General features: G+C 41.8%; 14 protein-coding genes. 11 read left to right on the top strand and 3 right to left on the bottom strand.

Annotation, left to right across the window (positions count from 1 at the left end):
* The first annotated feature begins 7 nt into the window (after window positions 1–7).
* The 11 genes from AO382_RS03675 to AO382_RS03625 all read left to right on the top strand — a co-directional run bounded on the left by AO382_RS03675 (window position 8) and on the right by AO382_RS03625 (window position 11703).
* A complete protein-coding gene (locus AO382_RS03675) occupies window positions 8–1237 on the top strand; it encodes a restriction endonuclease subunit S (protein WP_064618287.1) in 1230 nt (409 codons plus the stop codon).
* Window positions 1238–1344: 107 nt separating this feature from the next.
* On the top strand, window positions 1345–2424 hold the full coding sequence (locus AO382_RS03670; protein WP_064618285.1) for a helix-turn-helix domain-containing protein: 1080 nt from the start codon (window positions 1345–1347) through the stop codon (window positions 2422–2424).
* A complete protein-coding gene (locus AO382_RS03665; protein ID WP_264753396.1) occupies window positions 2402–2893 on the top strand; it encodes a PIN domain-containing protein in 492 nt (163 codons plus the stop codon). The genes AO382_RS03670 and AO382_RS03665 overlap by 23 nt, the downstream gene beginning before the upstream one ends.
* Window positions 2894–2919: 26 nt before the next feature.
* Complete coding sequence (locus tag AO382_RS03660) at window positions 2920–6015, top strand: type I restriction endonuclease subunit R (RefSeq protein ID WP_064618281.1); 3096 nt, start codon at window positions 2920–2922, stop codon at window positions 6013–6015.
* On the top strand, window positions 6012–6710 hold the full coding sequence (locus AO382_RS03655) for a M48 family metallopeptidase (protein WP_063453873.1): 699 nt from the start codon (window positions 6012–6014) through the stop codon (window positions 6708–6710). Before AO382_RS03660 ends, AO382_RS03655 begins: the two co-directional genes overlap by 4 nt.
* A gap of 41 nt (window positions 6711–6751) precedes the next feature.
* A complete protein-coding gene (gene csy1 / locus AO382_RS03650; RefSeq protein WP_064618279.1) occupies window positions 6752–8125 on the top strand; it encodes a type I-F CRISPR-associated protein Csy1 in 1374 nt (457 codons plus the stop codon).
* Window positions 8122–9057 (top strand): type I-F CRISPR-associated protein Csy2, encoded by a 936-nt coding sequence (csy2, locus tag AO382_RS03645; RefSeq protein ID WP_064618277.1) that lies wholly within the window; start codon window positions 8122–8124, stop codon window positions 9055–9057. The genes csy1 and csy2 overlap by 4 nt, the downstream gene beginning before the upstream one ends.
* Before the next feature lie 29 nt (window positions 9058–9086).
* Entirely contained in the window at window positions 9087–10094 is a 1008-nt protein-coding gene (gene csy3 / locus AO382_RS03640) for a type I-F CRISPR-associated protein Csy3 (RefSeq protein WP_064618275.1), read from the top strand.
* Window positions 10091–10681, top strand: coding sequence for a type I-F CRISPR-associated endoribonuclease Cas6/Csy4 (gene cas6f / locus AO382_RS03635; protein WP_064618273.1), 591 nt, complete (start codon window positions 10091–10093; stop codon window positions 10679–10681). Before csy3 ends, cas6f begins: the two co-directional genes overlap by 4 nt.
* 177 nt (window positions 10682–10858) lie before the next feature.
* Window positions 10859–11149, top strand: a complete 291-nt coding sequence (locus tag AO382_RS03630; protein WP_064610229.1) for an oxidative damage protection protein — start codon at window positions 10859–10861, stop codon at window positions 11147–11149.
* Between the two features lie 71 nt (window positions 11150–11220).
* Window positions 11221–11703: an acyl-CoA thioesterase gene (locus AO382_RS03625; protein ID WP_064618271.1), complete on the top strand. Its 483-nt coding sequence runs from the start codon at window positions 11221–11223 to the stop codon at window positions 11701–11703.
* A gap of 90 nt (window positions 11704–11793) precedes the next feature.
* Here the strand turns inward: AO382_RS03625 and mpl are convergent, their stop codons facing one another.
* From mpl to gshA, 3 genes are all read right to left on the bottom strand, one after another.
* Window positions 11794–13194, bottom strand: coding sequence for a UDP-N-acetylmuramate:L-alanyl-gamma-D-glutamyl-meso-diaminopimelate ligase (gene mpl / locus AO382_RS03620; RefSeq protein WP_064618269.1), 1401 nt, complete (start codon window positions 13192–13194; stop codon window positions 11794–11796).
* Between the two features lie 104 nt (window positions 13195–13298).
* Window positions 13299–13808: a disulfide bond formation protein B gene (locus AO382_RS03615; RefSeq protein ID WP_064618267.1), complete on the bottom strand. Its 510-nt coding sequence runs from the start codon at window positions 13806–13808 to the stop codon at window positions 13299–13301.
* A 105-nt stretch (window positions 13809–13913) separates the two neighbouring features.
* Window positions 13914–15464 carry a glutamate--cysteine ligase gene (gene gshA, locus AO382_RS03610; protein WP_064618265.1) on the bottom strand — a complete coding sequence of 517 codons (1551 nt, stop codon included), beginning with the start codon at window positions 15462–15464 and terminating at the stop codon, window positions 13914–13916.
* Between the last annotated feature and the right edge of the window lie 91 nt (window positions 15465–15555).

Genomic DNA, 15555 nt, shown 5'->3' with positions numbered 1-15555 from the left:
GGTAATCATGACAAGCTATAAACAGACTGAATTGGGTTTAATTCCGAGTGATTGGGAAGTGGTGGCTTTGGGGGATATTGGTGAAACTATCATTGGATTAACGTATAGTCCAAGCAATGTAAAATCTTTTGGAACACTGGTTTTACGTTCATCAAATATTCAAAATAACAAATTAGAATTTCAAGATAATGTTTTTGTAGATATGGTATTACCAGAACGGGTTATTACAAAAGAAAATGATATTTTAATTTGCGTGAGAAATGGTAGTCGTCAGTTAATTGGAAAATGTGCGTTGATTGATAAAAAGACATCTGGTTCAGCTTTCGGTGCTTTTATGTCTATTTTTAGAACATCTTACGCAAATTTTGTATTTTATGCTTTTCAATCATCGGTAATTCAAAATCAAATAAAAGAAGTAATGGGAGCAACGATAAATCAAATTACAAATAAAAATTTATCTGAATTCAAAATTTCAATCCCAAAATCCACTGCTGAACAAACCGCTATTGCCACTGCATTGAGTGATACTGATGCCTTGATTACCGAGCTGGAAAAATTGCTTGCCAAAAAACAAGCCATCAAAACCGCCACCATGCAACAGCTACTCACAGGCAAAACACGGCTGCCTGAATTTGCCCACCGTGCAGACGGCACACCCAAAGGCAGCCTAAAAACCGAATGGGGCGATATTCCTGAAGATTGGGAAGTGGTAGCGTTGGGTGAATATGTAAATATCTTTGATAATCAAAGAATTCCAGTTTCTGCTTCAAATCGTATATTTGGTAATATCCCATATTATGGTGCAAATGGTATTCAAGATTATGTAAATGGCTTTACCCATGATGGCGAATTTGTTTTAGTCGCTGAAGATGGAGCTAATGATTTAATCAATTATCCTGTTCAATATACAACAGGGAAAATATGGGTAAATAATCATGCTCATGTACTTCAGGGAAAGAAGAATATTTTATGCAATAAATTTTTAGCCTACTGTATTTCATCCATGAATATTAGCCATTATCTTGTTGGTGGTACTCGTGCAAAATTAAATGGTAGCACTTTAAAACAAATAGAAATTCTTTGTCCGCAATATAAAGAACAAACCGCCATCGCCCAAATCCTAGGCGATATGGATAGCGAAATTAAAGCCTTACAAGCGCGGATTGAAAAATTACGCGAAATCAAGCAAGGTGTGATGCAAAATTTATTAACAGGAAAAATCCGTTTGCCGTTTTAAGGTTTGCAAAATTTACAAAATTATGGTAGCACTCCATAACTTTCTTGGTTTACAATAACACTAGATTTTTAAAATTTGTAAACCAAGAAAGTTAAAAAGGGGCGATTATGATTGGCATTCGTCTAAAAATGGCACGAGAAGCTAAAAAGTTATCCATGCAGGGATTGGCGGATTTGGTCGGCTTAAGTGCCAATATGATTAAAAAATATGAGCATAATACCAGCATGCCATCGTCTGATGTATTGCTACGCCTGATGGATGTGCTGGGCGTGGAAATGGATTTTTTATTCCGCCCTATTCAGGTTGAATTGGGTGAGGTGGAATATCGCACCAAATCTAGCACACCCAAAAAACTGCTCAAGCAAATCACGGTTGATGTTACCAAACAAGCAGAACGCTGGCTAACACTCAAAGAGTTGTGGCTTGATTTTCCTGTCAAGCCCTATTGCTTGGAAGCAAATTTGCCAACAGTCCATTTACTAGATGATATTGAGCAGTTTGCCGATGCGTTGCGTAAGCATTGGCAACTAGGCACAAACCCCATTCCAAAAATGATTGATTTATTGGAGGATTTGGGGATTATTGTTATCGTGAGCGATGTCAATACTGACAATAAATTTGATGGTTTGCAGGCAATGATTAACAACACCCCGATTATTGTCGTATCTTCATCATGGTCAGGCGACCGTCAGCGATTTACATTGGCGCATGAATTGGGGCATTTGGTATTGCCTGCTTATTTATCCCATGATTTACCTGATGACTGGGATATTGAAAAAGCGTGCAATCGCTTTGCAGGAGCATTTTTATTGCCAAAGTCTCGCATGATTCATGAATTTGGCGAAAAACGCCAAAAGATTTACGCAAAAGAGTTGGCATATTTAAAGCGTGAATATGGCTTGTCGATGCGTGCGATTGCCTATCGTGCCAAAGATTTGGGCATTATTACCGCAACTTACCACAAGGGCATCAATATCATCTTTAATCAAAACGGCTGGCATAAACAAGAGCCTGAAGTGTATGCAAGCGAAAATACACACACCTTTAAACAATTGGTCTATCGTGCGGTTGCCGAACAGATAATTAGCGAATCTAAAGGAGCGGAGCTATTGGGAATGCCTATTTATCAGTTCATTCAGGAGCAAACTTTGAGCAATGGGACAAATGATGCAACAGATGCTGATTAGTGATGCCAATATTTTTATTGATTTGGATTGCTGTGGATTGACTGCATTGATGTTTAGCTTGCCTTATCGCTTTTGTACGCCTGATGTACTGTTTAAACGAGAATTGCGTAGGCAGCACGCCAATTTATTGCAAATGGGATTGCAACAATTAAGCCTAACAGAGCAATCAATGATTTATGTTGTTCAACTATCTAGCCAATACCGCAAAACCAGCATGCACGATTTAATGGCATTGTCGCTTGCTAAACAAGAAAGCTGCCCTTTATTAACAGGTGATAAAGCTTTGCGAGATGCTGCTCAAAAAGAAGCAGTACTCATCAAGGGCACAGTATGGGTATTAGAGCAGTTGGTTGTTCATCAAAAGATAGATAAAAATCAAGCGATAACAGCATTAGATACCATGAAATCTAAAGGTCGCAGATTGCCCTTTGACCACGCCAAGCAAATTATTTTGAATATCTGTATTTAAAAAGTTAAAAATCATAGGAAATCGCCATGTCCAGGACTATCCCCATCGGTCAAGTTGAACAAAAAACCCAAAACCGTGTGATCCAATTCTTTCAAAATACGCTGAACTATCGCTATTTGGGCGATTTGAGCGGGCAAGATAATAAAAATATCCGTGAAGATGATTTAACAACATGGTTGGCAAAGCGTGGTGTGTCTGATGACTTGATAAAAGACGCAATCATATTATTGCAAAAAGAAAATTATGTGGGCGGTGGTCGCCGTTTGTATGACGCCAACCAAGCCATTTATCGCTTGCTACGCTATGGCGTAAAAGTCAAAACGGGCGTGGGCGAACAAACGCAAACGGTGTGGCTGATTGATTGGGATAATCCGCATAACAATGATTTTGCCATTGGCGAAGAAGTCAGCATAAAAGGTGTGGCGTACAACAAACGTCCCGATTTGGTGCTGTATGTCAATGGCATCGCGTTGGCGGTGATTGAATTGAAGCGCTCTTCGGTGTCGGTATCCGAAGGCATTCGCCAAAACCTGTCCAGCCAACACAAAGATTTTGCCGAAGCCTTTTTTACCACCGTGCAATTGGTTATGGCAGGCAACGACACGCAAGGCATACGTTATGGCGTGATTGAAACGGGCGAAAAATATTATTTGCAATGGAAAGAAGACGGTAAAATTCAAGGCGATTTGGATACCGATTTGCAATCGTTATGCGACAAATCACGCTTTTTAGCATTGATACACGATTTTATGGTGTTTGATGCAGGGATAAAAAAAACCTGTCGCCCGAATCAATATTTCGGTATTCAGGCTGCCCAAGCCAAAATTGCCAACAACGAAGGCGGTATTATTTGGCACACCCAAGGCAGCGGCAAAAGTTTAACAATGGTGTGGCTGGCACAATGGATTTTGGAACAAGGTGGCGGCAGTCGTGTGTTGATTATTACCGACCGCACAGAATTAGATGAGCAAATCGAAAAGGTATTTAGTAATACCAACCACACGATTTATCGCACAACCAGTGGAAAAAATTTGTTAGATGTCCTTGATGAATATCAACCGTCTTTGATTTGTTCTTTGGTGCATAAATTTGGACGCAAAGGCACGGAAGACGACCAAGACGACAGCGAATTAAACGACTATTTGCGTGAAATTAAAGCGCGTGCTGGCGATTTTGCACCCAAAGGCAAGCTGTTTGTGTTTGTGGACGAATGCCACCGCACGCAATCGGGCAAATTACACGAAGCGATGAAAATGCTGTTGCCTGAAGCGGTGTTTATCGGCTTTACAGGTACGCCATTACTCAAATCCGACAAGAAAAAATCGGTGGAAGTCTTTGGCGGTTATATCCATACCTATAAATTTGACGAAGCAGTCAAAGATGGCGTGGTGCTGGATTTATTATATGAAGCACGAGACATCGAACAATCGTTATCATCGCACAAACGAATTGATAACTGGTTTGAAAATAAAACCCGTGGTTTAACCGATATTGCCAAAACGCAGTTAAAACAGCGTTGGGGAACGATGCAAAAATTGATGTCGTCCAAAAATCGTTTGGAAAAAATTGTGGACGATATTTTGCTGGATATGGATAGCAAACCGCGTATGTCTGATGGTCGTGGCAATGCGATTTTGGTGTGTTCCAGCGTGTATCAGGCTTGCCAAACCTATGAATTATTTAGCGAAACATCACTCAAAGATAAGGTAGCGATTGTTACCAGCTTTAAGCCCAACGCCAACGCGATTAAAGGTGAATTATCGGGCAACGGACAAAGTGAAGAAGAGTATAAATATAAAATTTACCGCAAAATGATTGCTGACTATTTCAGGCTGCCTGAAAACCAAATTGGCGACAAAGAAACCGAACAATTTGAAATAGACGTCAAAAAACGCTTTATTGAGCAACCCGCCCAAATGAAATTGTTGATTGTGGTGGATAAATTATTGACAGGATTTGACGCCCCGTCAGCGACTTATCTCTACATTGACAAGCCAATGGCAGACCACAATCTGTTCCAAGCCATTTGTCGTGTAAACCGCTTGGATGGCGACAGTAAAACGTATGGCTATATTGTGGATTACCGTGATTTATTTAAATCGCTGGAAAAAGCCTTTACTGATTTCACCCAAGAAGCCTTTGGCGAATATGAAGCCGAAGATGTCAAAGGGTTATTGCAAGACCGTTTGGCGATTGCCAAAGCCGACTTGGAAACCGCTTGGGAAGCAGTGCAAATGATTGTGGAGAATGTGCTTGCCCCCAAAGATTTGTCTGCCTATAAAGCCTATTTTTGCGGACAAGATACGCACAGCAACCTAGCCACAGAATTTCAAACACGCCGTTTGGCATTTTATCAGGCAGTGGTCAAGCTCATTCGTGCCTATTCAACGATTGCCAATGAATTGGTTTTGGCAGGCTACAGCGAACAGGAAGCGGTAGCATGGCATGAACGGGTAGAAAAATTCACTCAACTGCGTGATGACATCAAAATAGCAAGTGGCGATTATGTGGATTTGAAAGCCGTTGATGCCGATATGCGTTATTTAATCAATCAATATGTGCGTGCGGAAGACAGCGAAAAAATTGCCGATTTTGAAAACAAAGGTTTGTTGCAATTATTGGTTGAAAAACAAGAAAATATTCAAGACAATTTGCCGCCCAATATCGCATCAGACCCCAACGGCATGGCGGAAGCCATTGAAAACAATGTTCGCCGTAAAATTGTCGATGAAAACCCGATTAACCCGAAATATTACGAACAAATGTCTGTGCTGTTAGATGAATTGATTGAGCAACGCCGAAAAGGAGTGCTGAATTATCAAGACTATTTACGCAAAATCGCCCAGCTTGCCAAGCAAGTGATTTGTCCACCACAATCGCATTACCCAAAAACCATTAACACCGCTGGCAAACAAGCGATTTTTGATAATTTTTGTCAAGATGAAAATTGGGTCAATCGCTTGCATGATGCCATTCAAGCCCACAAGCAAGACGGTTATTTAAACAATAAAATGAAGCAGAGACATCTTAAAAATCAGCTTAATCCGCTTTTTGACGAGCAAGGGTTAAATGCCGATGATGTGTTGGCTTTAATAATGAAGCAGACGGAATATCAAGCATGAGTAATATGCAAATTGGCAATTTAAGCATTGATTTACAGCGAAAAGCAATTAAAAATCTGCACATTGCTGTTTTGCCACCTGTGGGCAATGTGCGGGTATCTGCACCGTTACGCATGAGTGATGATGCAATACGTTTAGCCGTTGCCAGCCGTTTGATTTGGATAAAAAAACAGCAAGCCAAGTTTGCAAACCAGGCGAGACAATCTGAACGCGAAATGCTGGCAGGCGAAAGCCATTTTTTGTGGGGCAAGCGTTATCGTTTAGAAGTGTTGCACACGACTGGCAGACATCGCATTGAACTTTCACATCAGAAAATCAATTTGTGGGTACGCGAACAGACCAGCCATGCCAATAAAATTGCGGTATTAGAGCAATATTACCGCGATGAACTCAAACGTGAAATTGAGAAATTACTGGCGATTTGGCAACCCAAAATGGGAGTGCAAGCCAGCCGTTTTGGTGTGAAGAAAATGAAAACCTTATGGGGTAGTTGCAATACGGTTTCAGGTAGCATTTGGCTCAATTTAGAGTTGGCTAAAAAGCCACGAGAATGTTTGGAATATGTGGTAGTGCATGAATTGGTTCATTTATTGGAACGTCATCACAATGCGCGATTTATGGCATATATGGATGAATTTTTACCCAATTGGCGACAACGTAAGACGTTATTGAATGAATTGGCGTTGGGAGTGTGATTAAATCATGAAATCTTTAATTAAGGAAGGGTATTGATAAGATGACTACGATAAACGACCTTGCTCTCACGGCAATCAGCAGATTTTTAGAGCAACAGATTGATTCTAAGTCAGAAAAGCTACAAAAACAGCTGATGAAAGCCCAAGAAGATGGCAATCATGCTGTGATAACAGAATGCCAGACACAAATTGACGAAATCAAAAAAAAGTTTGAACGTGTACATTGGTTGGATTTGGCTGTGAATAGCATGGCAAAACAGCTTAAATTTGGAACGCACATTTCCAAAGGCATTCATCCTGATGCCAAAGGTGATAATATCAATTTTATCCCAAAACAACAACGACTTAATACCTTGGTTGGTACTCATAGTCTTGCCAATCCTGCATTAGATGCGAATGGCAACGCAGCAGCTCTGCCGCTGGCATCATTTTTTGATTTTGATGTGGGGCAAGGCGTAAAAGTGCGTGATTTGATTTTAGCCGATAATGAGCAATTTATCGCATCTTTGTCTGATGATAAAGAGATGGCAGGTCATTATCATGCATGCTTTAAACACGTTTTACAAAGCACAATGGAAAATCCAGCGACCCATGAACGCAATAAACAAATGCTTTGGGTAACTAATGATAATACAGTTAATCATTTAGATGAACTGCAATACATCAATATCATTCCATTGTACCCATCAGCATTGACTTATGCGGTCTATTTAAAAATTAACGAATTAAGATATTCTGATGACAATAAAAAAGCCTTAGAGAATCGCTTTAAGCCCAATGCACTTCATACATCTTATGTCAGCATGCCAAATTTGGCAATCGTACAATTGGGCGGCTCAAAACCGCAAAACATCAGCCAACTCACGAGCCGACAAGGCGGGCGTAACTATTTATTGCCCTCATTACCACCCAAAATAAGCCAAGGCCGTGAATTTTCTTTATCCAAATTTTGTGAAAACTTTTTTGAGAGTAAAACTTTAAAATACCATATTCAAGATGATTTTAATTATGTGGTTCAAGTCGTTAAAGATACCAGAAATACAATCAATGTGCGAGATAAACGCAAAGATGCCATAGACCGCTTATTGCATACGATTTTTGGCATTGCCCATGCATTACAAAATAAACCAGCAGGTTGGTCAAAGCATTATGCACTGCCACTTGCCCAAAAAATATGGCTGGATCCGTATCGTGCTGATTTGGACGGTGAAGCTGAGTTTGCCAACGAAAAAGCTAAGAATGACTGGCAGAAGCTGATTTTAGAAGATTTTGCGTCTTGGTTTAATCAGCAATTGCGTAGCACGGTCAAAGAGCTAAAATTTGATTTTGCAGATGCAGAATACAATGAATGGCAACGAGAAATTGAAGAGATGCAAAAATTTTATGAACGCTTGGGCAAAGGGGTATTTTTATGAATGATAAAGTTAGGGTAGGGTGCGTGTATTTTCACAAAATGGTGATTTGTGATGCCAATACAATTTCTAGCCCTTTGACCTATGGCTTCCCTGCGATTACAGGCTTTACAGGTGCATTTCATGCCTTATCACGCACCTTAATGGCGGATGAGCGATTTGCTGATTTGGCATTAGGCGGTGTGCTATTGGCTTGTTATGAATGCACACCCAAAACTTATCAAGCAGGCAGATATCGTGACCATACTTTTAATCAAACTCGTAATCCACTCAAAAAAGATGGTAATACCGCCCCAATTGTGGAGGAAGGCAAGTGTAATTTGGTGATGAGCTTTGCTGTGGAGGTGTTAGCGTCTGATTTACTTTCAGAAAAACGCAGTCAAGAGCTGACCCAATTTTTATCACAAGCCATTTTTAGGCAGCGTATTGCTGGCGGGAGTGTGATGAATATTGCCAAAACCCATCCTGTACGGTATTTTGGTTTTGAAAGTATGCATCAGATTATACCACTTTTAATGCCTGCATTTGTTTTGATGGATGCCAGTTCTGAATTTGGTGAATTGATTGACAAAGCCCAAAGCACCGATCCAAAAGCCACACCGCTTGATGTACTGCTTGATGTGTGTACACTACACCATCAGCCAAAGCTGGGTTTAGATGATAATACCAAATGGCACACCAAATCTATCAAAACAGGGCATGGCTGGATTGTACCTATGCCAATGGGCTATCAGGCAATTAGTGAACAATTTAAGGCTGGTCAAATGGACAATGTGCGTAATCCTGAGTATCCAAGCCAATATGTAGAGGCGGTTTACGGTTTGGGTAAATGGGTGTATCCACATCATCTAAAGGATAATATTGAAACAGCCTTTTGGCGACAACACTATGATGAAACAGGTTTATATCTGCTGACACAAAACGAGTTATCATAATTTTAATCTTAATGAAATGGAGTGATCTGATGAGTCAATTAAAAACAGCAACTGTCTTAGCTTTTGAACGCAATTTGGATATTTCTGATGGTTTTATGGCACAAAAAAATAGCCAAAATGAAAACAGTGGGACTACTCCTGTGCGTATTCAGGAAAAATCTATCCGTGGCACAATCAGTAATCGTTTAAAAAATACCATTACAAATGACCCAGCTAAGCTTGATGCTGAAATTGAAAAAGCCAATTTACAAAAAGTAGATTCAGCATCTTTATTAGAAGATAATGATACTTTGGTTGTGTCATGGACATGTAAAGTGCTACCATTTGACGGCAAGCCTAATGTCTGTAATGACCAAGCTTATCAAGCCAAATTATTACAAACGGTGCAAGGCTATCTAAAAGAGCATGGTGTAAAGACGCTGGCACACCGCTATGCAACCAATATCGCTAACGCCCGCTGGCTATGGCGTAACCGTATCGGTGCTGAAAAAATTACGGTCAGTGTCACATGTAAATTGGCAGATCGGCAGCAGACTTTAACTTTTGACGCCAAAAGCATTTCTATTCATAATTTTGATACACAAAGCCCAGAGCTTATGACTTTGGCTAACTGGATTGAGCAAGGCTTAACCAATCAAGCATTTATTATTTTAAATATCACAGCAGAAGCGGTGGTTGGCTATGGTCAAGAAGTGTATCCATCACAAGAATTGATTTTGGATACAGGTAAAACCAAGAGTAAGGTTTTGTATCATATTAATGACAAAGCAGGCATTCATTCTCAAAAAATCGGCAATGCCATTCGTACCATTGATACTTGGTATCCAGACGCTCAATTTCCGATTGCAGTTGAGCCATATGGGCAGGTAACCACGATGGGTACGGCATTTCGCCAACCCAAACAAAAGCAGGATTTTTATTCCTTATTTGATGGCTGGATATTAAAAGATAACAAGCCAAGCGTGGAAAATCAGCACTATGTCATGGCGGTCTTGGTTCGTGGTGGTGTTTTTGGTGCAAGCGGAAAAGAATCATGAAATTTTATCAAGAAATTACCTTAATCCCCCAAGCGGATATCTCTCCTTATACGGTGTGGAGCAAGCTCTACACCCAGTTACATCTTGCCTTTGTTGAGCAAAAAGATGAGCAAGATAAAACGGTTTATGGTGTGTCATTCCCACAGTATCGAACCCGTGCTGATAAAAAAATTGCCTATTTGGGCTATAAGCTGCGAGTATTTGCACCGACTGAGCAGGCATTATCTGCCCTTAACTTGGATAAGTGGCTTGAGCGTTTGGCGGATTATATTCATATCAGTAGTATTCGCTCCGTGCCAAATGATATCAAAGGATATGTAAATTATTATCGTGCCACGCCCAAAATGACACTTGATGAGCGTATCACGCATCAAGCCAAACGGCATGGTGTCTCTTATGATAAGGCGGCTAAGCACTTTGAAAATTATGAAGAGCAGTCATTTGCGCATCCTTATGTCCAATTAATCAGCCAAACCAATCAGCAGTCTTATCCTTTGTACATTGGTAAGCAGGCAGCGGAGGTTCTCACTGATGGTAGATTTGGCACTTATGGCCTTAGTCGTACAAGTAGTGTGCCTGAGTTTTAATCATCAGATGTTAAGGTTTGTATGATAGCTTTTGTCCAACGCTTTCAAAGATTTGTTTTGACACAGTGATATCAAATCAATGATTGAGCAGGTTTTGGTAAATCCTTAGCCAATTTGGGTCAATATTTGTTATAATCAGTTCAACCGAATTTTTTACTTAATAAGATGAGGGCAATTATGCAGACCTTTAACCCAAATGATCATATGGTTTTTTGTCGTAAATATCAACAAAACCTTCCCAAATTACCCAATCCACCATTTCCTAATGCTAAAGGTCAAGAAATCCAAGATACCGTGTCTGCCAAAGCTTGGAATGCATGGCTTGAGTTACAGACGATGCTGATTAATGAAAAGCATCTAAGTATGATTGACCCACAAGCAAAAAAATATCTCAATGAACAGCGTGAGAAGTTTTTGGATAATGGCGATTATGAAAAACCTGCAGGTTATAAGCCGCCGCAGGCTTGATAGACCTAGTGTTGATCACACATTGCAGCTATATTTATAGTGATTCATTAACCAAATGATAAGGAAATAAGATGCTAAAAGTTGAAGGTGCGTTTGAGCCGATATTGACGGGTGATGACCGACCCGAGCCACTGCGCGACTATCCTGTCGTTCATGTGCAGCCGATCGCTTGGGGTGAGATGGATGGCTTTAATCATGTCAATAATGTGGCTTATTATCGCTATGCTGAATCGGCGCGTATTGCTTATATGCGTGCGATTGGCTTTATGGCGGCGCGCGAGGATTTATTGACGATTTTGGCAGGGTCGTCCATGCAGTACCGCCGTCCTGTAACCTATCCTGATACGTTGCTGGTTGGCGTGCGTATTAAGCATTTGGGTAGCACCAGCGTCGTCCAAGAATACGTCATGTACAGCCAAGCCCAGCAGGCCTTAGTCGCAAGCGGTGAGGCGGTCATCGTACGCACAGATACAGCCATGGTGAAGATGCCGTGGTCTGATGAAGAGCGTGCTTTGATTGAGCAGTTTGAAGGACGCGCCTTTCATCAGTCTTGATGATTATATTGAATGAAGGCTATCAGGTTTTGTTACTAAGACCTGATAGCCTTTTGATTCAAGGGCTTGGTTATTAGTCAGCCTTGGCAATCAAGGCTGACTAAGAGTATCTACCAGGCGTCCGTGGATACCCTCAAAGCCGCCGTTTGACATGATGATGATCGCATCACCTGCCCTGGCTTGCGTTTTTAGGTGGCTTAAGATGGCATCGACGCTGTCTAGCACAAGCTGATTAGGTGTAGAACCAATGGCTTCTTTGAGCCCCCAAGTCAGTCCTTTGGACTCATACCAGATGACCTGATCTGCCACGGCAGCCGAAGGTGCCAAATGCGGGCGATGGCTGCCAAGCTTCATTGTATTTGAGCGCGGTTCGATAATTGCCCAAATCCGCCGAGGAGCTAGGCGTTTTTTGGCACCATCAAGTGTGCTGCTAATGGCGGTTGGGTGGTGTGCAAAATCATCAAACACCAAAATGTCATCAATATCACCGATCAGCTCCATGCGCCGCTTAATTCCCCCAAACTGCGACAACGCATGACAAGCCGCCTCAACCGACACACCGATGTGGTGCGCTGCAGCGATGGCAGCCAGACCATTATTAACATTATGCAGTCCGCTCATCGACCAAGTCACGGACGCGCAGTCATCCCCATGACGCACCTCAAAAGATGAGCCGTCCTCAGCACCAAGTTTGGCTTGCCACTCAGCGGCGCCATTGTCGTCATTACCGCCATTTAGGTGGGTGCGCACCACAGGCGTCCAAACGCCTTTATCCAGCGTCGCCTCTAGGCTTGGGGTGTCCGCTGGTATGATGATTTGACCCTTGGATGGTATCATGCGAATCATATGATGAAATTGGGTCTGGATAGCATCAAGATCTGCAAAAATATCAGCGTGATCGTATTCTAGATTGTTTAAAATGGCTGTCGTTGGTCGATAATGTACAAATTTTGAGCGTTTGTCAAAAAATGCTGAATCATATTCATCTGCCTCAATCACAAAATACCGCTCGCCCAAGTGTGCACTGTGAGCAAAAGCTGTCTTTAGGCGATCGTCGGTGGTTTTTACCAGTGGCACACCACCGATCAAAAAACCCGTATTAATGTTTGAGAACTGCAATATCCAAGCCAGCATGGTGGTTGTGGTGGTCTTGCCGTGTGTACCTGCAACCGCCAAGACATGACGATCCTTGAGTACTGTTTCGTATAAAAACTGCGGACCTGAAGTATAAGGCAGGCGCTCATTTAACATATATTCAATGGCTGGCATACCTCGCTTACATGCATTACCCACCACGACCAAATCAGGCGCAGGCATCAAATGCTCTGCTTTATAACCCTCCCAAACCTCCACGCCAGCATCAGCAAGCTGCGTACTCATCGGTGGGTAAATATTGGCATCTGAGCCAGTCACTGTATGGCCCAAATCACGAGCCAGCAGAGCCAACGAACCCATAAAAGTACCACAAATACCTAAAATATGAATGTGCATGATAATCCTTAGTGGCAATGTTTTTATAATACCAAAGTCTTAGGTTGCTTTGGTGGTATCTTAAAGCCTGATATTTAATACGCTTTATTTAATACATTTTGTATTTAGTAATGATTATTTAATATTTTCTTTAAAATAATCACCTGAATCAAAGCGACGATTATGAATAAAATCATGGCTTGTGCAGGAATAGACAGCCCCATCAATGTCCAGTCAATCATGCCGCAATCGCCATTGCCTGTTAGTACGGTCGTGAGTACCTCTGACATGGGCATGGTCTGCACCCAATACTCAAGCCCCGGCCCACAGGCAGGCGGCTGTGCTGATGGGGCATAGTGAAGCCAAGTATGACGAGCTGCCACCCCAAACCCCCAAAGTGTGCCTACCATACTACCAACCCAAAGTATTAAACGCACCAGTTTCTGGTGTGGGTTGATGATGGCAGCAAGCAAGGCGAATATACCCATGATCCAAAGCCCAATCCGCTGAAAAATGCACAAAGGACAAGGGTTTAGCATTAAGTAATTTTGTAAATAACCAATAGCATAAACACTGCCTGCCACCATGATGAGTGACAAGATAATATTGAGTGTGCGATAGTTTGGCATCGTCATGATAAGCTCTTTTGGGTGAGTGAATGGTGAAAAATAATCCTATAAAAGCCCATATATGTTTTATGATGAACCATCGGGCCTACCAAACCTTTCATGTTTTATGCTTCAGCGGTAGGCTTTTAGATAGTCATCAAACCCTATCGTATCAGTAGCTTCCAGCTGGGCTTGTTCAATCAAGGAGGTGCGTGCAAGCTCATCAAACTCAGCCTCATCAACACGACTTAGTGCATGGGATAACAGTTCGGTTTGGTGCTTTTGAGCCAGTAATTTACCTAACGCCCAAGTGCCACCCACACGGTGTGAATCGGCAATGATTTGTGCTGATAAGGTAAAATCTGGATTGATTGCTTTGCCTTGCATCATCGTCAAAGCAGTGCGGTACTGGTTACTGCCATGATGTGCATCAAACGCATCGGCAATGGTCTGCATTTGGGTTAAGTGATGGATAATCCAATCATGCAGATTTTCTTTACCAAAATCAGTATCAATAGCGATGCCTGCTTGCCTGCCATGATTGACGATAATATCAATATTTTGATTTAGGCGTTTTTCTTCTTCTGACATGAGATAAGGCGAGTCGGTAAATAAGCAATACAATGCCAAAATCTCCAAAAAACACGCCGTTACGCTTGTAATCCCAATATCAGAATAAGGGTCAAGGTCAATGGCACGAAATTCTACATAAGCGATTCCTCGTGCTTGCAGTGCTTGCGTGGGTGTCTCAGAAGCTGTGGCAGTTTGTTTTGGGCGGATGGGGCTGTAATATTCGTTTTCAATTTGTAGAATGTGGTTATTAATCTGAATGGGTACGCCATGAGCGTCATCCACGCCGATGGCTTCAAAATCAGCATAAGGCGTTCCAATGGCTGCTCGCAGACCTTTGATATATTCATCCAAATGATTATAGCGAATATCCAAATCCTCTTGGACGCTATTGGTATAACCAAGCTTACCCATACGCAGGCTTGTACCGTTTGGCTGATGATAGCTACAGGTTGTACCAAGTGGTATCAAATTATGCTGGCGACCGCTCACAAAAGTACCGCATACCGCAGGGCTTGCACCAAGCAAATACAGTACCAAAGGTGTCAGGCGCTTAAAATTGCGAATCAATGCCAAATATTTATCATTTTTAAAGGCGGTTAAATCCTTTGCACCCTCGGCATGTTGCCATGCACCAAATAAATCATCACCGATGGATAAGTTATAATGCAAGCCTGCAATCGTTTGCATTTTACGGCCATAGCGTACCCCAAGCCCCGAGCGGTACAGCGTTTTGAGTTTACCGATATTTGACGAGCCATAGTCCGCCAATGGAATATCACTGTCGGTATCAGAGGTCATGCAAGGCATGGATAATGGCCATATCAGCTCATCATTTTCTAAACTGCGATGCACTAAAACATGCAAATCACGCAGCATATCAAGTGCTTGTTTAATTGATGGCATGGGTTTGGTAATCAGCTCAAGCAGGTTTTCAGAATAATCAGTCGTGATATAAGGATGTGTCAGCTTAGAGCCAAGTTTGGCAGGATGAAAGGTCTTGGCAGAATAGCCGTCGGGCTGCATTCTTAAGCCTTCTTTTTCGATACCACGCTGCATCCCTGCAACAAGATTGGGTTTAAACCAAAAAGGGAGTGTAAAGGTAGATGTCATGGCAGATACTTGATTGATGATGAGGTGCCAAATTAAAGCACGATGAGTATATTATAAGTCCAAGCGTCTTTGTTGGCAAAATTATTTGTAC

Origin of the sequence: Moraxella catarrhalis (genome assembly GCF_001656295.1) — a bacterium.
Lineage (GTDB): Bacteria > Pseudomonadota > Gammaproteobacteria > Pseudomonadales > Moraxellaceae > Moraxella > Moraxella veridica.
The sequence above is the reverse complement of the archived record's forward strand: the minus strand, read 5'-3'. Positions and strand labels throughout refer to the sequence as shown.

What these genes read in the sequence shown, in the direction of transcription:
- gshA (WP_064618265.1), bottom strand. Translation starts at nt 15,464, where the DNA reads ATGACATCTACCTTTACACTCCCTTTTTGGTTTAAACCCAATCTTGTT.
- AO382_RS03660 (WP_064618281.1), top strand. Translation starts at nt 2,920, where the DNA reads ATGTCCAGGACTATCCCCATCGGTCAAGTTGAACAAAAAACCCAAAAC.
- AO382_RS03615 (WP_064618267.1), bottom strand. Translation starts at nt 13,808, where the DNA reads ATGACGATGCCAAACTATCGCACACTCAATATTATCTTGTCACTCATC.
- AO382_RS03670 (WP_064618285.1), top strand. Translation starts at nt 1,345, where the DNA reads ATGATTGGCATTCGTCTAAAAATGGCACGAGAAGCTAAAAAGTTATCC.
- csy1 (WP_064618279.1), top strand. Translation starts at nt 6,752, where the DNA reads ATGACTACGATAAACGACCTTGCTCTCACGGCAATCAGCAGATTTTTA.
- AO382_RS03675 (WP_064618287.1), top strand. Translation starts at nt 8, where the DNA reads ATGACAAGCTATAAACAGACTGAATTGGGTTTAATTCCGAGTGATTGG.
- cas6f (WP_064618273.1), top strand. Translation starts at nt 10,091, where the DNA reads ATGAAATTTTATCAAGAAATTACCTTAATCCCCCAAGCGGATATCTCT.
- csy3 (WP_064618275.1), top strand. Translation starts at nt 9,087, where the DNA reads ATGAGTCAATTAAAAACAGCAACTGTCTTAGCTTTTGAACGCAATTTG.
- AO382_RS03625 (WP_064618271.1), top strand. Translation starts at nt 11,221, where the DNA reads ATGCTAAAAGTTGAAGGTGCGTTTGAGCCGATATTGACGGGTGATGAC.
- mpl (WP_064618269.1), bottom strand. Translation starts at nt 13,194, where the DNA reads ATGCACATTCATATTTTAGGTATTTGTGGTACTTTTATGGGTTCGTTG.
- AO382_RS03665 (WP_264753396.1), top strand. Translation starts at nt 2,402, where the DNA reads ATGATGCAACAGATGCTGATTAGTGATGCCAATATTTTTATTGATTTG.
- csy2 (WP_064618277.1), top strand. Translation starts at nt 8,122, where the DNA reads ATGAATGATAAAGTTAGGGTAGGGTGCGTGTATTTTCACAAAATGGTG.
- AO382_RS03630 (WP_064610229.1), top strand. Translation starts at nt 10,859, where the DNA reads ATGCAGACCTTTAACCCAAATGATCATATGGTTTTTTGTCGTAAATAT.
- AO382_RS03655 (WP_063453873.1), top strand. Translation starts at nt 6,012, where the DNA reads ATGAGTAATATGCAAATTGGCAATTTAAGCATTGATTTACAGCGAAAA.